We start from the raw sequence: 17,904 nt of genomic DNA on the forward strand, positions 1-17,904 counted from the left end.
ACAGGAATCCAGCCACGGCGCGTCTGCGCCGTGAATGACTCTTTACCACGTAGGGGTCTCCCGCGCCCAGGGACCTGGGCGCACTGGATTCCTGTGACATCCCTCGGGCAAAGCCCGAGGAAGGGAATGAGGGAGGAGAGGTGGGGCGCCTCTGGCGAAGGGTGAGGGGAAGGAAACGTCCCTGACGAACGACAAGGCGGGGAAATAGTCACCTTCGCCCTTCCTTCTCAAGATCATCCCCTTTCAAAATCGGAAATGATATCGTGACGCAACAATCGACCCCCTCTAGCATCGACCTTTCCGGTTCGTGGCAACTCACCTCCGTCGATCGTGAGATCAAGAGCGCCATCACCTTGCCCGGTGACGTGCACACGGCGCTGCATCGGGCAGGGCTGATCCCCGATCCTTATTTCGGCCGCAACGAGGAGAAGGTGCAGTGGGTCGCTGAGCGGGAATGGGCGGTCGAGCGCAGCTTCACGCTGCAGGAGGTCGAGGGCGACTGGTATCTCGATGTCGACTATCTCGACACGGTCGCCAGCGTCTATGTCAACGGCTTCCTGGCGCTCGAAGCCGACAACAGCTTTCGGCGCTACCGGCCTGATGTGTCCAGCATGCTGAAATCAGGCGACAATTCCATCCGCATCGTCTTTGCCTCCAACCCCGCCATTGGCGCCGAGCGGCAGAAGCAGCAGCCTTTCTACATTCCCTACAGCACCGGCAATTCACCGATCCCCGACGGCAACATGCTGCGCAAGCCGCAATGCCATTTCGGCTGGGACTGGAATATCGCCATCGCGCCGTTCGGCCTCTATGGCACGATCGCGCTGAAGAAGCTTGAGACGGCGCGCATCGAACATGTCGTCACCCGCCAGGTCCATAATAATGACGGCTCGGTCGATCTCATGGTGACGGCGAGCCTGTTTGCCAAGCATCCCGGCATCGCACAGGTCTATTTCGATCTCGACGGCGAGCGTGTCCGTCTCGATGTCGGCGTCAAGGGCGAGACCGATGTCCACCATCTCTTCCATATCGATAATCCGCGTCTTTGGTGGCCCTCCGGCAGCGGCGAGCAGGCGCTCTATACGCTCTCCGTCGAGCTATCCGACGAGGAAGTGACGAAGCAGATCGGCCTGCGCACCATCGAGTTGATCACCACGCCGGACGCGGCGGGCAGCCGTTTCGCCTTCAAGGTCAATGGCCGCGAGATCTTCTGCCGCGGCGCCAACTGGATTCCGGCCGACGCGCTCTATTCGCTGTCTTCGCCTGAAAAGACCGAGGATCTGCTGCAATCGGCGAAAGCCGCCAACATGAACATGATCCGCGTCTGGGGCGGCGGCTTCTACGAGCAGGAACATTTCTACGATCTCTGCGACCGGCTGGGCCTCCTGGTCTGGCAGGACTTCATGTTCGCCTGCAACCTCTATCCCTCGACCGACGACTTCCTCGACAATGTCGCGATCGAGGTGGATTACCAGGTGCGCCGGCTCTGCTCACATCCTTCGATCGCGCTCTGGTGCGGCGACAACGAACTTGTGGGAGCGCTGACCTGGTTCGAGGAGTCTCGCAAGGACCGCGACCGCTATCTCGTCTCCTACGACCGCCTCAACCGCACGATCGAGCAGGCGGTGAAGAAGGCGCTGCCCGGCGCGCTGTGGTGGCCGTCGAGCCCGGCCTCGGGCTATCTCGATTTCGGCGACGCCTGGCATGCCGATGGCTCCGGCGACATGCATTACTGGTCGGTCTGGCACGAGAACAAATCCTTCGACAATTACCGTTCGGTGCGCCCGCGCTTCTGCTCGGAATTCGGATTCCAGTCCTATACGTCGCTGCCTGTCATCAGGACCTATGCCGAAGAGAAGGACATGAACGTCGCTTCGCCGGTCATGGAGCTGCACCAGAAGAATGCCGGCGGCAACGAGCGCATCGCCGGCACGATGTTCCGCTATTTCCGCTTTCCCAAGGATTTCCCGAACTTCGTCTATCTCTCCCAGATCCAGCAGGGGCTGGCGATCAAGACGGCGGTGGAATATTGGCGCTCGCTCAAACCCCACTGCATGGGCACGATCTACTGGCAGCTCAACGACACGTGGCCGGTCGCCTCCTGGTCCAGCCTCGACTATGGCGGCCGCTGGAAGGCGATGCATTATCTCGTCAAGCGCTTCTTCCAGCCGGTGGCGGTTGCCGCCATTCCCTCGGAAGACGGCAAGACGATCCGCTTCTCGCTCGTCAACGACACGCTTTCGGACGTCAGCGTCGACCTTTCGATCTCGCTTCTGACGATGAAGGGCGAGCGGAAGCACCTGAAAGACGTGCAGGCCATGTGTTCGCCGGATGCGGCGGTGACGGCCGCGACCATCGACGTGTCCGAGATTGCCGAGGGAACGCTGCTTGCCTGGCATTTCACCGCCTCGAACGGCATGGGCGGCGAGGGGCACTATGTCAACGGCACCTATAAGGCGCTGGAGCTGGAGCCGTCGGGCCTGACCGTCACCCATGAATATGTCGAGGCAAGCGGCGCTGTCGACATCAACGTCACCGCCAGGGGACTTGCGCTCTTCGTGATGATCGAAAGCGAGACGGACGGCAAATATTCCGACAATGCCTTCGATCTTGCAGCAGGCGAGAGCCGCCGTATCACCTTCACCCCGGCACATCCGCTCGAACGCGGCAAGCTGCCGGAATTCCGCTTCTACGACCTGCAATCTTGTCAGTCCGCGGATTGATCTGGACTGAAATTCAATGGGCACGAGGCCCGAGGAGGAATGATGACGAAATTGAGTTTCCAGCTTTACAGCGCCCGTAACTTCCAACCTTATTCGGCGATCTTCGAAAAGCTCGGCAAATCAGGCTATCAGGAAGTCGAAGGTTTCGGCGGCATCTATGCCGATCTTGACGATGCCGGTCTGAAGAGCCTGCGTGCAGAGCTCGACAGGAACGGCTTGACGATGGCGAGCGGCCACTTCAGCCCCGATTTCCTCGACGGCGAAGTCCAGAAGTCGCTGAACATTGCCAAAACTCTCGGCATGGACTCGATCTATGCGCCGCATCTGGCAGCCGATCAGCGCCCGACCGACGGTGCCGGCTGGCTGGCATTCGGCAAGCGCCTGCAGGAAATGAGCAAGCCGTACAAGGACGCCGGCTATGAATTCGGCTGGCACAACCACGACTTCGAATTCGTCAAGCTCGCCGACGGCTCGCTGCCGATCGAGCGCATTTTCGAAGGCGCGCCCGACATTTCCTGGGAAGCCGATATCGCCTGGGTCGTTCGTGGCGGTGCCGATCCGTTCGCATGGATCGAAAAGCTCGGCTCGCGCATCACTTCGGCTCACGTCAAGGACATTGCGCCGGCAGGCGAGAATAAGAACGAGGATGGCTGGGCCGATGTCGGCCATGGCACTCTGCCTTGGGCAAAGCTCGTCGCAGCCCTCAAGGCCACCAAGACCAAGCACTATGTCGTCGAGCATGACAATCCGGCCGATGTCGATCGCCTGATCACCCGCTCGATCGCATCCTTCCAGACCTATTGAGGCACATCATGACCAGGGAACTTGGCGTCGGCATCATCGGATGCGGCAACATCTCCACCACCTACTTCTCGCTCGCACCGCTCTTCAAGGGGCTGAAGGTGCTGGCCTGCGCCGATATCAACGTGCAGGCCGCCGAGGCCCGCGCCAAGGAATATGGCGTCAAGGCACAGACGATCGACGCGCTTCTCGCCAATGACGAGATCGACGTCGTCGTCAACCTGACCATCCCCGACGCGCATTTTCCGGTGTCGAAGGCGATCCTCGAAGCCGGAAAACACGTTTATTCGGAAAAGCCGCTGGTCCTTACGCTGGAGCAGGGTGAGGAGCTTCGCCGCATCGCCAAGGCGAAGGGCCTTGCCGTCGGCTGCGCGCCGGACACCTTCCTCGGCGGCGCGCATCAGCTTGCCCGCAAGTTCATCGACGACGGCGGCATCGGCCGGGTCACTTCAGGCGCCTGCTATGTCATGAGCCCTGGCATGGAGATGTGGCATCCGAACCCGGACTTCTTCTTCCTGCCGGGCGGCGGCCCGATCCTCGATCTCGGGCCCTATTACATCGCCAACCTGATCAACCTGATCGGCCCGGTGAAGCGTGTCGGCGCCATGACCTCGATGGCATCGGCGACCCGCACGATCACCAGCCAGCCGCGCCACGGCGAGACCATCCCTGTGAAGACACCGACGACGATCCAGGCGCTGCTCGAATTCGTCAGCGGCGCCACGGTGACGCTGTCGGCGAGCTGGGATGTGTGGTCGCACCGCCATGCCAATATGGAACTCTACGGCACCGACGGCTCGCTCTACGTGCCGGACCCGAACTTCTTCGGCGGCACTGTCGAGGCGAGCGGCCGCGACAAGGACATCAAGCCGCTCGATGATTGGGAGCATCCCTTCGGCAAGATCAACCAGGAAAACCCGAACGGGGCGCGCGCCAACTACCGTACGGCCGGCCTTGCCGACATGGCGATGGCGCTGATCGAGGGCCGCGACGCGCGCTGTTCGCTCGACCGCACGCTGCACGGCGTCGACGTCATGACCTCGATCCTGAAGTCGGGCGAGGAGGGCCGGTTCATCGATCTGACGACGACCTGCACCCAGCCGGCCGCGCTCGGCATCGAAGAGGCGCAGGCGCTGTTGAGGTAGCGGAGGGGTATTGTCTCGGGGCTCGTTTGGCCCGAGACTTTGACCCTCAGGACGCCACGTTAGCGTCGTCATCCTCGGGCTTGTCCCGAGGATCTACCGAGAGCGCAGCAGATGCTCGGCACAAGGCCGAGCATGACGACGTTGGAGGCAGTGCCTGCCGTCAAAGAAGGTCGGCGCGCGCAGTCATAGAGAGCGTGCGCCGTATGCTTGCCGTGCCAGCGCGCTTGCTCCAATAGTGCCGTTACGCTCGGGCCTGTGCCTGACATGATGACTACAAAGACATTGTATCCAAGGAGAGTTTCATGAGCTGGCAACCGGCCGCAGACCGTTATTCGAAGATGAAATATAACCGCACGGGCCGTTCCGGCCTGAAGCTGCCGGCCGTTTCCCTTGGCTTGTGGCACAATTTCGGCGGCGACACGCCGCATGACCGCAAGATCGACATGTGCCGCACGGCTTTCGACCTCGGCATCACCCATTTCGATCTCGCCAACAATTACGGACCGCCTCCCGGCAGCGCCGAGACCGCTTTCGGCGAGATCCTGCGCACCGAATTTGCCGGGCTTCGCGACGAACTGATCATCTCGTCGAAGGCCGGCTACGATATGTGGCCGGGTCCCTATGGCGAATGGGGCAGCCGCAAGTACCTGATCGCCTCCTGCGACCAGAGCCTGAAGCGCATGGGTCTCGACTATGTCGACATCTTCTATTCCCACCGTTTCGACCCCGACACGCCGCTTGAGGAAACCTGCGGCGCGCTCGACCATATCGTCCGCTCCGGCCGAGCGCTCTATGTCGGCATCTCCTCCTATAATTCGCAGCGCACCCGCGAAGCCGCCGCTATTCTCAGGGAACTCGGCACGCCCTGCCTGATCCACCAGCCGAGCTATTCCATGCTCAACCGCTGGGTCGAGGACGACAGGCTGCTCGATGCGCTCGACGATGTCGGCATGGGCTCGATCGTGTTCTCGCCGCTTGCCCAGGGCATGCTGACGACGAAGTATCTCGCCGGCATTCCCGAGGACAGCCGCGCGGCGCAGAACCATTTCCTGAAGCGCGATTTCATCCGCCCCTCGATCATCGACAATATCAGGAAGCTCAACGAGATTGCCGAAAGGCGCGGCCAGACGCTGGCGCAGATGGCGATCGCCTGGGTGCTGCGCGGCGGACGCGTGACCTCGGCGCTGATCGGCGCCAGCCGCTCGTCGCAGATCGTCGATTGCGTCAAGGCGCTGGATAATATCGAGTTTTCGGCTGAGGAGCTGAAGGAGATCGATGTCTATGCCAAGGAGGCGGATATCAATCTCTGGGCGAAGTCGGCGGAGCGGGATTAAGAGAGGTGGGAGTGCTGCTTGCTCCCTCTTCTCCCCAGCGGGGAGAAGGTGGCCCGAAGGGTCGGATGAGGGGGCCACGCGGCACACCATTGCTTGCCTTCGCTTGCGCTCAGTGCACTCGCGGCTTCACCGTTCGCCCCCTCATCTGCCTGCCGGCATTGACCGGGGTCGAGCCACGGGTCTCGACCCGTCCTTCGGACCCCGCTGGGGAGAAGGGGCAAGCGGCAGCGCCTTCGTCCTTTCTCGTCTGTCGGAGTATCGCCTGGCCGTATCTTTGTGACATCGCTCGGCTCAAGCCGAGCATAGAGTTGGCGCCATGGTCGCCCCGCATTTGACGTACGTACCACAACTATAATCTCGGAGGAGCCCGTTCATGATCCGCAATCCCATCCTGCCCGGGTTCAATCCCGATCCGTCGATCTGCCGCGTCGGCGACGATTATTACATCGCGACCTCGACTTTCGAATGGTATCCCGGCGTGCAGATCCACCATTCCAGGGATCTCGTGAACTGGACGCTGGTGCGCCGGCCGCTGGAGCGCGCCTCGCAGCTCGACATGCGGGGCAATCCCGATAGCTGCGGCATCTGGGCGCCGTGCCTTTCCTATGCAGACGGGCAGTTCTGGCTCGTTTATACCGACGTCAAGCGTTTCGACGGTAATTTCAAGGATGCGCATAATTACATCGTGACCTCTCCCTCGATCGAGGGCGAATGGTCCGAGCCGGTCTATGTGAATTCCTCCGGTTTCGATCCCTCGCTCTTTCACGACGATGACGGCCGCAAATGGTTCGTCAACATGCAGTGGAACCACCGCACCGAAAGCTTCGGCGGCTCGCCGAAATCACCGGCCTTCGACGGCATCCTGCTGCAGGAATGGGACCCGGCGACCAAGGCGCCGAAAGGCCCGATCCGCAACATCTTCGCCGGTAGCCCGCTCGGCCTCGTCGAGGGGCCGCATCTCTTCAAGAGGAACGGCTGGTATTATCTCACGACCGCCGAAGGCGGCACGGGATACGACCATGCCGTCACCATGGCGCGCTCACGCAGCATCGAAGGGCCTTATGAGATGCATCCGAACATGCATCTCATCACCTCCAAGGATCAGCCGGGCGCGGTGCTGCAGCGGGCAGGGCACGGCCAATATGTCGAGACGCCCGACGGGCAGGCCTATCACACCCATCTCTGCGGCCGGCCGCTGCCGCCGAAGCGGCGCTGCACGCTGGGACGCGAAACGAGCCTGCAGAAATGCGCCTGGCGCGACGACGATTGGCTTTATCTGGAAAACGGCACCTCGGTGCCCGATGTCGAGGCGCCCGGCCTCTTCGGCGCCGTGCCGATAGAGAAGCCGATGCGCACCGAATACAGTTTCGACGGAGGCAAGCTGCCGGCTGATTTCCAGTGGCTGCGCACGCCCGAGCCCCAGCGCATCTTCAACCTGACGGACCGTCCCGGCCACCTGCGTCTGATCGGTCGCGAGAGCATCGGCTCCTGGTTCGAGCAGTCGCTGGTCGCCCGCCGGCAGGAGCATCATAGTTTCCGCTGCGAGACCGTGATCGAATTCTCGCCCGACACCTATCAGCAGGTCGCGGGTTTGACGCACTACTACAACCGCCACAAGTTCCACGCGGTCGCCGTGACGCTGCACGAAACACTCGGCCGCTGCGTGACGATCCTCTCCTGCAACGGCGACTATCCGAACGGGCGCCTCAGCTTTCCCGCCGAAAGCGGTGCGGCGATCCCCGCCGAGGGCCGCGTCCAGCTTGCGATGGAGATCCGCGAGAACGACCTGCAGTTCTTCTGGCAGACCGAAGGCAAAGGCGCCTGGCAGCCGATCGGCCCGGTTCTCGACGCCGGCGTGATTTCCGACGAGGGCGGGCGTGGGGAACACGGCTCCTTCACCGGCGCCTTCGCCGGCGTGTTTGCCTTCGATACGTCTGGGCGGGGCAAGGCGGCTGATTTCGACTGGTTCAATTATGATGAGTTGTGAGGGGTAGCGTCTGCTGCCTTCCACCCGCGACCGATGTCCCCCATGTTTCGCAAAAAGAAAAGCCGGCGCAGAGGCCGGCTGAGACGAACGCGGCTGAACAGGGGGTACTGGCCGGTTCCAAGAACTTGGTGACTGACAATAACTTTCACTACATGCCGAGGCAGCGGAAAAGGGCGCAACGAGAACGCCGGGAAGACGGCACCGCAAAGGAATGGGCGGCGGGCGGATGCCGGTGCTTGCCTCGGCTCTCTTATCGGGCATGAACATCACCGGATGATGACATTCCAAGCCGGCCATATTTTTCTTTTCACAGCAGGATCGGCCATCGATGCGATAGCCGAAAGCCGGCTATTCAGGTCGTATCACCGTGCAGTGACCTTGTGGCGTTGATGACGGTGTTGGTGCTGTGTGAATGCAGTGTTCACGTTCCCGAAGGATGTCAAAGCGTCACAGACGAACTATATAGCGGGCCGAAATACTTCCGAATCCGCAAGAGTCCTGCATGGCCCCCATTATTTCCGTTCAGAACCTCACAAAGACTTATGCCAATGGCTTCGAGGCCCTGAAAGGCATCAATCTCACTGTCGAAAAGGGCGAGATCCTGGCGCTGCTCGGGCCGAATGGCGCGGGTAAGACGACGCTGATCTCGATCATCTGCGGCATCGCCAATCCGAGCGGCGGCCAAGTGCTGGTCGCCGGCCACGATGTCGTCAAGGATTTCCGCGCCACCCGTTCGATGATCGGGCTGGTGCCGCAGGAACTGACCACCGACCAGTTCGAAACCGTGTTCAATACGGTGACCTTTTCCCGCGGGCTGCACGGCAAGAAAGCCAATCCCGCCCATATCGAAAAAGTGCTGCGCGCCCTTTCGCTCTGGGACAAGAAGGACAATATGCTGCGCCAGCTTTCGGGCGGCATGAAGCGGCGCGTACTGATCGCCAAGGCGCTTTCCCATGAGCCGGATATTCTTTTCCTCGACGAGCCTACGGCCGGCGTCGACGTGACGCTGCGCAAGGACATGTGGCATGTCGTCGAAGAGCTCCGCGCCTCCGGCGTCACCATCATCCTCACCACCCATTATATCGAGGAGGCCGAGGAGATCGCCGACCGCGTCGGCGTCATCAACGGCGGCGAGCTGTTGCTCGTCGAGGACAAGGCGGCGCTGATGGCCAAGCTCGGCCGCAAGCAGCTCATCCTCGATCTCGTCGAGCCGCTCGCGCGGCTGCCGGACTGCTTTGCCGGCAACGGACTGACGCTGGAAGCCGACGGCAACCGGCTGACCTATGATTTCGACGCAAACAACGAGCAGGAAAGCATCGCGACGCTGCTGACTCGGCTCGGCGAAAACAATATTCATTTCAAGGATCTCTCGACGCGGCAGAGCTCGCTCGAAGATATCTTCGTGGCGCTGGTAGGAGCGGGCAAATGAACTTCGAGGCGGTCAAATCGATCTATTTCTTCGAGATGGCGCGCACGCGCCGCACGCTGCTGCAGAGCGTCATCTCGCCCGTCATCTCGACCTCGCTCTATTTCATCGTCTTCGGGGCCGCGGTCGGTTCGCGCATTCAGGAAGTGGAAGGCGTGTCCTACGGCGCCTTCATCACGCCTGGACTGATCATGCTGACGCTGCTCGGCCAGTGCATCAGCAACGGCTCCTTCGGCATCTATTTCCCGAAATTCACCGGCACGATTTACGAGGTGCTTTCCGCGCCCGTGGCGATGACGGAGATTCTGCTCGGTTATGTCGGGGCGGCGGCGACCAAGGGCGTCATCATCGGTGTCATCATCCTGCTCACCGCCAATCTCTTCGTGGACGTGAGGATCGAGCATCCCTTCATGATGGTCGTGTTCTTCCTGCTGACGGCGATCACCTTCAGCCTGTTCGGCTTCATGATCGGCATCTGGGCCGGCAATTTCGAGCAGCTGAACCTCATTCCCATGCTGGTCGTGCCGCCGCTGACCTTCCTTGGCGGCAGCTTCTATTCGGTGAACATGCTGCCGCCCTTCTGGCAGGCGGTCAGCCACTTCAACCCGGTTCTCTATCTCGTCAGCGGCTTCCGTTGGAGCTTTTACGGGATCGCCGACGTCAATCCCGCGATCAGCCTGGCGATGATCACGATGTTCCTGGCGATTTGCTTGGGGACGCTCGGCTGGATCTTCAGGACGGGGTATCGGCTGCGCAACTGATGCGGTCCTAAAGGAGCCGTAATTTCAACATCAAGATTGCTCGGCAAGGTTTGGTCGGTTCATGGGGCAATCGGGATGGGTGGCAGCAATGTGTTCGGATGTTTTGCAATCGCCTCGATCTTCTGCCTAGCTCCGCAGCAGAGTCTGTCGGAGGAGGCCACCCATCCCATCAAGGTTACCTATGCCGTCGCGATCGAGGGAAAGGAGCCTTTTTCCGCTGAGGTGTCATGCCTTCCTGACAGTACCTGCAGCCTCGCCGATCAAAGCGATCCCACCATCAATCTTGCGATCACATTGTATTCGGGCTCAGGGGCGAATGGTGAATTGAGCATTTATTGCTCGCCGAATCCTTGCTCATTTCAGAACTCGCGATCGCGGATCGAATTCTCCGGTCGGCGAGCTACTGTCAATATTTTGTCGGGTGAGGCTGACTCTGGTGTCACGACTCTGCTGGTTGTAAGGCGGCGCCAGCGGATCGGTGAAGTTCTGATCTCTTATTGACTACGCTCACGCACTGCTGACGAGCAGGGCGCCTGACAGGATGAGGAGGGTGCCTATGGCAAGCTTGACCATGTTCAGTTCGGCCGCTTCGCCGAGAAAGACGGCAGCGATTGCCAGCGTCACCAGCACGTTGCAGCTCCAGATCGGAGCGAGTTTCGAGACCGGGACGCCGTAAGCAAAGAGCGCGAAGCTGATGAGGCCGGTGCCGGTGGCGAAGCAGGCGCCTGCGGTGGCGGCAAAACCAAGGCCCTCGGCGGTCCAGGGCGCGGGGCGCCAGATCAGTGCGGCGATCAGGCCTGCGAGCGCACAGGCCGAACCGAATGCGATCAGATAAACGGCGGAGCCGGTCGCGGCCGTGGCGCTCTGCTTCTGAAAGATGGCGGTGATGCCCCAGAACATGGCGGGCAGAATGCCGCCGACGACGATCGGCCAGAATGAATTCATCGCGAAACTCCTGTCGCACCCATGGGTCAAGGCCTTCGCTTCAAGCGAATGCCGGTCGAACATGCGGGGTGCCACCAGACTAGGAGTTTCTTTTTGCTCTTTGTGGTCTTGTTGTTGCTCTCGAACGTGACAGATCGGGCCGCCGCCGTAAAGCGGCATCGGGCGATATTCGCAGCGCTGGAAACCTAGAGCGGTTCAGCTTTTCACGGAAGCGCAGAACCGCTCTAACCTTTTGGATTTACGCAATTCCCGGCAAAAGCGCTTCGCGCTTTGCCTGAGAAAACCGCTTCGCACTTTTCCTGGAATTGCTCTAGCGTTGACGAGGTCCGGGTTTCCGTCTAGCTGTAGCGGTCATGAAGATCGCAATGGTTCTTGTCGTGGTGATAGGGCGCATGGGCAGGATGGTGTAACCATCCGGCGATCAGCCCCATGCGCGGTAAATCAAGCTCCTGACGGGGCTTTTTTTGTGCCTTGAATGTGCGCTTCGCCTCGTCGGATTCCCCCACAAAATCTCGCTGACAAGACGGGCAAGACCATGACACGCGACGACTCCATTCAGACTGCCGGCCGCACGGCCGGGGAAACGGCCACGGCCTCAGCCGCTGCGCCACGGCGTACAGTCCTTCTCCTGCTGACGGCGCTCTCGGTGCTGCCGGTCAATATTTATCTGCCGGCGCTGCCGAAGATCGCGGCCACCTTCCAGGCCGATTTCGCGCTCGTCAATCTCTCGATCGCGGGCTATGCGGTCATCAATGCGCTGACCGAAATCATCGCAGGCGCGATGTCGGATCGATATGGGCGCCGGCCGGTCGCGCTGATCGCCGTCTCGATTTTCATCGTCGCGTCCATCGGTTGCGCCCTTGCTCCCAATATCGGCATTTTCCTTTTCTTTCGTGTGATGCAGGCCTCGATCGCCGCCTGCTTCTGCGTCGCCCTCGTCGTCATCAAGGAGACGGCGGGTGAACGCCAGGCCGCCAACAGGATCGGTTACGCCGCCATGGGATGGGCCATCGCGCCGATGCTTGGCCCTACCTTCGGCGGCGTTTTGGACGAAATGTTCGGATGGCGGGCGATCTTCGTCACGCTTGCCCTGCTTGGCGCCGCCATCCTCGCCATCTCCATGCGCGAGTTGAAGGAAACCTCGGGGCACGCCACGAGACCGCGAGGCAACTACTTCGCCTCCTATGGGCAATTGCTGAGTTCGGCGCGGTTCTGGGCCTATGCCGCGTGCATGGCCTGCTCCACAGGCACACTCTATATCTTCCTCGGAGGCGCATCCTTGGCCGTAGGCACGTCGCTTGGCGGATCAAGCGCGAAACTCGGCTTCTTCATGGGGATGGTGCCTGCCGGATTTATTTTCGGCAGCTATCTCGCCGCCCGATTCGCCCGGAAATCGCTGAGCAGGACGCTCGTCATCGCACGCCTGTCGACGTGCATGGGCCTGTTGTTAGGGCTGGTTCTCTCGATCTCAGGCGTCACGCATGTCCTGGCATTTTTCGGGCCATGCGTCTTCATCGGCATCGGCAATGGCTTGACCTTTCCTGCTGCCAATCTAGGTGTCATGTCCGTTCGCGCTCATCTCGCGGGAACCGCAGCAGGCCTTGCCGCCGCGATGTCGATTGCCGGCGGTGCATTGATCGCTTCGATTGCCGGCCTGTTTCTAGAGAAGGCAGGCGCAGTTCCCACGCTCTTCCTGATGTTGCTGATATCGGCCTCGCTTGCCTTGTCGGCAGCGCTTTTCGCAGCTTTTATCGACCGCCGATCCGCAAACTCCATTGCTGATGGAGAGCCTGCCGAAAGCTGGTGATCTCAATCGCGCAGGCGGAGTTCGTCGGTCTGCATCTGCATGGAGCCCAGGGTTTCCAGGAAGCTCATGCCGAGCAGGCTCTGGTCGAGGCGGCCGTCCTCGGCGACGCTGGCTGCGACGTTGTTACGGACGATCGGGCCGATCGCGACCTGATCGAGCGTGATCGGTGCGGCGCGGCTGCGGCCGTTGGCGGTCATGACGGTCATGGAATAGGTGAGGCGGGAGAGGTCGATGCCGATTCTTTCGGCATCTTCATGCGAGAGCGCCACCATGCTGGCGCCGGTATCGACGAGCATTTCGACGGTCTGGCCGTTGACGCCGACATCGGCTTCGAAATGGCCGTTCAGCAGCTTGTGCAGGATGACTTCCTGGCCGCCTTCGCTCGTCGTGACGACGACGGCGCGGCCGGGAACGAGGCCGGCGAGCAGCCGGTTGCCGACGGCGAGCGCTTCCTGGCGGTAGAGGTAGACGGTTGCGAGCGCCAGGATGATGACGAGCCAGATCATCATATGGCGCATCGTTTCTCCGACGTTTCGCCGGCTTCCCCAGATGCCGGCCGACAGCATCAGCGCGATCGGCAGCAGATAGATGAAGCGGCCGAAGTCGTCGCTCTGCAGGCCGAGGATGCGGCCGCTGTCATTGTTGACGATCAGCACGGCAAGGCCGATGCCGATCACGAGGAACAGGAGGATCAAACGGATCATAAAGGCCGCTCCGGCCCGCCGGCGAGTTCTGGTTTCGTCGGGTTCGACGCCATGACGGCGCCTGAAAGCCTTGCCGGCAGCAGCGCCATGATCCGGCGCCGCTCGGCATCGGAATAGCCCATCCAGCCGCCGATCTCTTCAGGAGTCCGGCCGCATCCGGCGCAAAAACCGGAGCCTGAAACCATGGAGCAGACGTGGACGCAGGGTGTTTGCATGAGTGACATATCGGGGTTTCAAAGAGCGGTGGCAAGAGCGCAGATGGCGGCGATTTCGCAAACCTGCTGGGTCGCGCCGAGCGTGTCGCCGGTGTGGCCGCCGAGCTTGCGGCGAATGAAGGCGGTGAAGGCAAGCCCTGCGATGCCGGTGGCGAGGAGGCTTGCAACGAGCGGCCTGAGGCCGAATGCCGGCCAGATCAGCACCGCCGCGAGGAGGCCGGCTGCGGTGAGCGCAAACTGCATCGCCGCTTCGTCCGGCTGGCTGGCCGAGGCGGCCACGCCATCGGATTTTGCCGGCGGCAGCCTTTGCCAGTGCCAGGCGATGGCGCCGCGGCTGAGAGCCGCGACGGCGGGAATGGCAAGGGCTGCGGCGAATGCCGAGGAATCACGGGCAATAGCGGAAAGTGCGGCTGCGCGGATCGCGAAGGAGAGGATCAGCGCTATCGCGCCATAGGTGCCGATCCGGCTGTCCTTCATGATGAGAAGGCTGTGTTCACGGCTCCTGCCGCCGCCGATGCCGTCGGCCGTATCGGCCAATCCATCCTCGTGCAACGCGCCTGTTGCGACGACCTGGACGGAAAGCGTGATCAGAGCCGCCATCAGAGGATCTGATCGCAGGCTTAAAAGGAGGAGAAAGGCGAGGGCGGGGATGACGCCGATGAGGACACCGGCGAAGGGGAAAGCGCGCACCAGCCTGCCCAGTCTGCCGTCATAACCTTCAAACAGCGATTGCGGCATGGGAATGCGGCTCAAGAAGGCGACGGCGCGGGCGGTATCGACCGCATGATCCTTGATCTTCATTCTGCTTCATTCCGCCGGAGGGCGCTGGGCGCTTTTGGAGTTGTTCGCGTCGTCCACCCGCTTTAAGAGAGTTGCCACCGCAAACAAGCTGATTTGCGCGACGCAAACAAGTTGGTTTGCGTGGAAAAGACAAGAATACCCGGATTCATAGGAAAACCGCACAGATGAGCGTTTCAGGCCTGCCGTTCGACGATTTCCGCACTCTGCTTCGCGACCTGCCGGGGCCGGATGCCCGAGCGCTGGTGGCCGCGCGCGAACGCGACGCGCAACTGACCAAGCCGCCCGGCGCGCTCGGACGGCTCGAGGAAATCGCTTTCTGGCTTGCCGCCTGGACGGGCCGCACACCTGCCGTCAACCGGCCGCTGGTGGCGATCTTCGCCGGCAATCACGGCGTCACCAGGCAGGGCATTACGCCCTTTCCGCCCGCGGTGACGCAGCAGATGGTGGAGAATTTCGCGGCCGGCGGGGCGGCGATCAACCAGATCTGCGTGGCCTATGATCTCGGGCTGAAGGTTTTCGACCTGGCGCTCGATTATCCCACCGGCGACATTACCGAAGAGGCAGCGCTTTCCGAGCGCGATTGCGCCGCGACGATGGCCTTCGGCATGGAGGCGATCGCCGGCGGCACCGACCTGCTCTGCATCGGCGAGATGGGCATCGGCAACACGACGATTGCGGCGGCGATCAACTATGCGCTCTACGGCGGTTCGGCGCGCGACTGGGTGGGGCCAGGCACCGGCTCGGAAGGCGAGATGCTGGAGCGCAAGATCGCGGCGGTGGAAAAAGCGGTGGAGCTGCACAGCGACCATCTCGACGATCCCCTGGAGATCATGCGCCGGCTCGGCGGACGCGAGATTGCCGCGATGGCCGGCGCCATCCTGGCCGCCCGCATGGAGCGCATCCCGGTGCTGATCGACGGCTATGTCGCGACCGCGGCGGCGGCGATCCTGAAAGCCGCCAACCCATCCGCACTCGACCATTGCCTGATCGGCCATGTTTCCAGCGAACCCGGACACCTGCGCGCGATCGAGATGCTCGGCAAGACGCCGCTTCTGGCGCTCGGCATGCGGCTCGGCGAAGGCACCGGGGCGGCGCTCGCCGCCGGCATCGTCAAGGCCGCCGCTGCCTGCCATTCGGGCATGGCGACCTTTGCCCAGGCGGGTGTGAGCAACAAGCATTAACGCGCGTCGCGATCTTTCAGATTCGCTTGGCCCGCGCTTTAAGTCCTTGTTTTACGCATGTCGTTATCGCAAAACCGCTGCACACTTTTGCGCGACATGCTCTGGGGATCGATCTTGGTGAAGCCCGCGGTGACGAAGCAGACCGGATTTCGGCATTTCCTCGCCGCGGCGAGCTATTCCTGGGCGGGCTTCCTGCGTGTGCTGAAGGAGGCGGCCTTCCGCCAGGAACTCGGGTTTTTCATCGTTTCGATCGTGTCGCTGGCGCTGGTAGGGGCGAGCGCCGGTGAGATCGTCATCGCGGTGCTTCTGTTTCTCGGGCTGTTTTCGATGGAGGCGATGAACACTGCCGTCGAGGAAGTGATCGACCGGATTTCACCGGAGATTTCGATCGTCGGCAAACATGCCAAGGATCTCGGCTCCTTCGCGGTGACCTGCATGATCGCCGCCTGCTGCCTCTATCTCGGCTACGTGCTCGGCAAGCATCTGTTTTTCAACTGAGTTCAGGCGAAACTCTTGCGCTTGCGGGCGACGGCCTGGGCTTCTTCGACCGCCGGCAGGCTCTGGAGCACGCGCTTGGCGGGGAGGATGGCAATCACCTCGGTGCCCTCGCGCAGCTTCGATTTCAGCAGGAATTGCCCGTCATGCTTGGCAAGAATCGCCTGGACGATCGGCAGGCCGAGGCCGGTACCCTGTTCGGCGCTCTTGATGGCGATCGAGCCCTGGCCGAAGGCCGACAGCACGACCGGAATCTCGTCTTCCGGAATGCCGGGGCCGTTGTCCTTGATCGAGATGTACTGACCGCCGCCGGCCGTCCAGCCGACCTTGACGTGGATCTCGCCGCCCTGCGGCGTGAACTTGACGGCGTTGGAGAGAAGATTGAGCACGACCTGACGCATCGACTTCTCGTCCGCCCAGATGGCCGGCAATTGCCGTTCGAACTGATCCGATATGGCAATGTTCTTGGCGCGGGCGCGCAGCTGGACCATGCCGATGCAATCCTCGGTGATATCGAGCAGAGAGATCGCCTCCTCGCTCAGCTCGTATTTGCCGGCTTCGATGCGCGAGAGGTCGAGAATCTCGTTGATGAGATCGAGCAGATGCTGGCCGGAGCGGTGGATGTCGCCGGCATATTCCTTATAGGTCGGATTGGCGAGCGGCCCCAGCACTTCGGCCGACATCACCTCGGAGAAGCCGAGGATGGCGTTGAGCGGGGTCCTAAGCTCGTGCGACATGGAGGCGAGGAACCGGGATTTGGCGAGGTTTGCCTCTTCGGCGCGACGGCGGGCCTCGTCCGACATGGACTTCGCTACTTCGAGCTCGGCGATGAGATCGTCCTTTTCCGACTGGTAGGAGAGGATCATGAGATTCGACCGGAAGAGCCGGTCGCTGATGTAGTTGAAGAAGACGACCGTGGTGGTGAAGACCGCGGTCAGGCTGATTTCGAGCAGGTCGCGCGACAGGCCGCTCTTGACGGTGAGCGCCACGACCGCCGGTGCGAAAGCGACGAGCACGGAGGGCGTCAGCATGAAGTTCGACATCGCCGTGACGGAGAGCGCGATCAGCAGCGTTGCGCCCTTATAGAGAATGAAGCTCGACGGTTCGCAGGTGTCGCAGCCTTGCAGCGCGAAGACCGCCCAGCAGCAGCCGAGCAGGAACTGGCCGGCGAGCAGCAGGCGGCGCCATCTGCGGGCGCTCTCCGACGTGATTTCCTGCCGGCGCGCGCGCCGCGCGAGCAAGATATTGCCGGCATGGCAGGTAAGCGTCAGCAGCGCCCAGAAGAGCAATTGCGTGTTCTGGGTGAAATAAACGCCAAGCGCAGTGATGATGACGACGAAGAGCGGCATGATCGTCGCGCCTTGCAGCGCGGATGCCACATACATTTTAAGTACATCGCGGTCGAAGGAAGAATTGGACGCATGACCGGACTGAAGACGTTCGCGTGTCTGCCGCACGGCCTTGGAAACGGCCTTGTTGCGGTGGCTACGCGACTTGTCGACGATAATCTTGTCGGTCGATGTGCTTACGCCGGTACTCATGTGCACGTTGAAACTTCATCCCAGGGTGGATAAGAGCC

The 17,904-nt window shown here is 61.7% G+C and carries 16 protein-coding genes; 11 read left to right on the forward strand and 5 right to left on the reverse strand.

The features are described from left to right. The first annotated feature begins 263 nt into the window (after window positions 1-263). The 8 genes from ATY78_RS04055 (at window position 264) to ATY78_RS04090 (ending at window position 10,678) form a co-directional block, all read left to right on the forward strand. The gene (locus ATY78_RS04055; protein ID WP_088681069.1) at window positions 264-2,723 is read left to right on the forward strand and encodes a glycoside hydrolase family 2 protein; all 2,460 of its coding nucleotides are present in this window, start codon (window positions 264-266) and stop codon (window positions 2,721-2,723) included. 42 nt (window positions 2,724-2,765) lie between these two features. Next, on the forward strand, window positions 2,766-3,527 hold the full coding sequence (locus tag ATY78_RS04060; protein ID WP_088681213.1) for a sugar phosphate isomerase/epimerase: 762 nt from the start codon (window positions 2,766-2,768) through the stop codon (window positions 3,525-3,527). Between the two features lie 8 nt (window positions 3,528-3,535). Continuing rightward, window positions 3,536-4,669, forward strand: coding sequence for a Gfo/Idh/MocA family oxidoreductase (locus tag ATY78_RS04065; RefSeq protein WP_088681070.1), 1,134 nt, complete (start codon window positions 3,536-3,538; stop codon window positions 4,667-4,669). 302 nt (window positions 4,670-4,971) lie between these two features. Further along, entirely contained in the window at window positions 4,972-6,003 is a 1,032-nt protein-coding gene (gene mgrA / locus ATY78_RS04070; RefSeq protein WP_088681071.1) for an L-glyceraldehyde 3-phosphate reductase, read from the forward strand. A 373-nt stretch (window positions 6,004-6,376) separates the two neighbouring features. Beyond that, complete coding sequence (locus ATY78_RS04075) at window positions 6,377-7,990, forward strand: glycoside hydrolase family 43 protein (protein ID WP_088681072.1); 1,614 nt, start codon at window positions 6,377-6,379, stop codon at window positions 7,988-7,990. A gap of 502 nt (window positions 7,991-8,492) precedes the next feature. Continuing rightward, window positions 8,493-9,419, forward strand: coding sequence for an ABC transporter ATP-binding protein (locus tag ATY78_RS04080; protein ID WP_088681073.1), 927 nt, complete (start codon window positions 8,493-8,495; stop codon window positions 9,417-9,419). After that, the gene (locus tag ATY78_RS04085; protein WP_088681074.1) at window positions 9,416-10,177 is read left to right on the forward strand and encodes an ABC transporter permease; all 762 of its coding nucleotides are present in this window, start codon (window positions 9,416-9,418) and stop codon (window positions 10,175-10,177) included. The genes ATY78_RS04080 and ATY78_RS04085 overlap by 4 nt, the downstream gene beginning before the upstream one ends. Window positions 10,178-10,252: 75 nt before the next feature. Beyond that, window positions 10,253-10,678: a hypothetical protein gene (locus ATY78_RS04090; RefSeq protein WP_088681075.1), complete on the forward strand. Its 426-nt coding sequence runs from the start codon at window positions 10,253-10,255 to the stop codon at window positions 10,676-10,678. A 6-nt stretch (window positions 10,679-10,684) separates the two neighbouring features. On the opposite strand, the gene ATY78_RS04095 is transcribed toward ATY78_RS04090, so the two are convergent. Beyond that, on the reverse strand, window positions 10,685-11,122 hold the full coding sequence (locus ATY78_RS04095) for an EamA family transporter (protein ID WP_088681214.1): 438 nt from the start codon (window positions 11,120-11,122) through the stop codon (window positions 10,685-10,687). Between the two features lie 535 nt (window positions 11,123-11,657). Here ATY78_RS04095 and ATY78_RS04100 point away from each other — a divergent pair. Further along, window positions 11,658-12,929, forward strand: a complete 1,272-nt coding sequence (locus ATY78_RS04100; RefSeq protein WP_088681076.1) for an MFS transporter — start codon at window positions 11,658-11,660, stop codon at window positions 12,927-12,929. Window positions 12,930-12,931: 2 nt separating this feature from the next. Here ATY78_RS04100 and ATY78_RS04105 read toward each other — a convergent pair whose 3' ends face one another. The 3 genes from ATY78_RS04105 to ATY78_RS04115 are packed head-to-tail and all read right to left on the reverse strand — an operon-like array spanning window position 12,932 to window position 14,649. Continuing rightward, a complete protein-coding gene (locus ATY78_RS04105; protein ID WP_088681077.1) occupies window positions 12,932-13,633 on the reverse strand; it encodes a TIGR02281 family clan AA aspartic protease in 702 nt (233 codons plus the stop codon). Then, window positions 13,630-13,848 (reverse strand): DUF1289 domain-containing protein, encoded by a 219-nt coding sequence (locus ATY78_RS04110; protein WP_088681215.1) that lies wholly within the window; start codon window positions 13,846-13,848, stop codon window positions 13,630-13,632. Before ATY78_RS04110 ends, ATY78_RS04105 begins: the two co-directional genes overlap by 4 nt. 18 nt (window positions 13,849-13,866) lie before the next feature. Beyond that, complete coding sequence (locus tag ATY78_RS04115) at window positions 13,867-14,649, reverse strand: adenosylcobinamide-GDP ribazoletransferase (RefSeq protein ID WP_088681078.1); 783 nt, start codon at window positions 14,647-14,649, stop codon at window positions 13,867-13,869. Between the two features lie 164 nt (window positions 14,650-14,813). On the opposite strand from ATY78_RS04115, the gene cobT reads away from it, so the two are divergent. Both cobT and ATY78_RS04125 read left to right on the forward strand, forming a co-directional pair. Further along, the gene (gene cobT / locus ATY78_RS04120) at window positions 14,814-15,830 is read left to right on the forward strand and encodes a nicotinate-nucleotide--dimethylbenzimidazole phosphoribosyltransferase (protein WP_088681079.1); all 1,017 of its coding nucleotides are present in this window, start codon (window positions 14,814-14,816) and stop codon (window positions 15,828-15,830) included. A 114-nt stretch (window positions 15,831-15,944) separates the two neighbouring features. Further along, window positions 15,945-16,328, forward strand: coding sequence for a diacylglycerol kinase (locus ATY78_RS04125; protein ID WP_088681216.1), 384 nt, complete (start codon window positions 15,945-15,947; stop codon window positions 16,326-16,328). Window positions 16,329-16,330: 2 nt separating this feature from the next. Here the strand turns inward: ATY78_RS04125 and ATY78_RS04130 are convergent, their stop codons facing one another. Next, window positions 16,331-17,866 (reverse strand): HAMP domain-containing sensor histidine kinase, encoded by a 1,536-nt coding sequence (locus ATY78_RS04130; protein ID WP_088681080.1) that lies wholly within the window; start codon window positions 17,864-17,866, stop codon window positions 16,331-16,333. Between the last annotated feature and the right edge of the window lie 38 nt (window positions 17,867-17,904).

The organism is Rhizobium sp. R635 (genome assembly GCF_002211285.1).
Classification (GTDB): Bacteria; Pseudomonadota; Alphaproteobacteria; order Rhizobiales; family Rhizobiaceae; genus Rhizobium.

Coding starts and splice junctions, on each gene's coding strand:
- ATY78_RS04060 (WP_088681213.1), top strand. CDS start 2,766: ATGACGAAATTGAGTTTCCAGCTTTACAGCGCCCGTAACTTCCAACCT.
- ATY78_RS04065 (WP_088681070.1), top strand. CDS start 3,536: ATGACCAGGGAACTTGGCGTCGGCATCATCGGATGCGGCAACATCTCC.
- mgrA (WP_088681071.1), top strand. CDS start 4,972: ATGAGCTGGCAACCGGCCGCAGACCGTTATTCGAAGATGAAATATAAC.
- ATY78_RS04075 (WP_088681072.1), top strand. CDS start 6,377: ATGATCCGCAATCCCATCCTGCCCGGGTTCAATCCCGATCCGTCGATC.
- ATY78_RS04080 (WP_088681073.1), top strand. CDS start 8,493: ATGGCCCCCATTATTTCCGTTCAGAACCTCACAAAGACTTATGCCAAT.
- ATY78_RS04085 (WP_088681074.1), top strand. CDS start 9,416: ATGAACTTCGAGGCGGTCAAATCGATCTATTTCTTCGAGATGGCGCGC.
- ATY78_RS04090 (WP_088681075.1), top strand. CDS start 10,253: ATGGGTGGCAGCAATGTGTTCGGATGTTTTGCAATCGCCTCGATCTTC.
- ATY78_RS04095 (WP_088681214.1), bottom strand. CDS start 11,122: ATGAATTCATTCTGGCCGATCGTCGTCGGCGGCATTCTGCCCGCCATG.
- ATY78_RS04100 (WP_088681076.1), top strand. CDS start 11,658: ATGACACGCGACGACTCCATTCAGACTGCCGGCCGCACGGCCGGGGAA.
- ATY78_RS04105 (WP_088681077.1), bottom strand. CDS start 13,633: ATGATCCGTTTGATCCTCCTGTTCCTCGTGATCGGCATCGGCCTTGCC.
- ATY78_RS04110 (WP_088681215.1), bottom strand. CDS start 13,848: ATGCAAACACCCTGCGTCCACGTCTGCTCCATGGTTTCAGGCTCCGGT.
- ATY78_RS04115 (WP_088681078.1), bottom strand. CDS start 14,649: ATGAAGATCAAGGATCATGCGGTCGATACCGCCCGCGCCGTCGCCTTC.
- cobT (WP_088681079.1), top strand. CDS start 14,814: ATGAGCGTTTCAGGCCTGCCGTTCGACGATTTCCGCACTCTGCTTCGC.
- ATY78_RS04130 (WP_088681080.1), bottom strand. CDS start 17,866: ATGAGTACCGGCGTAAGCACATCGACCGACAAGATTATCGTCGACAAG.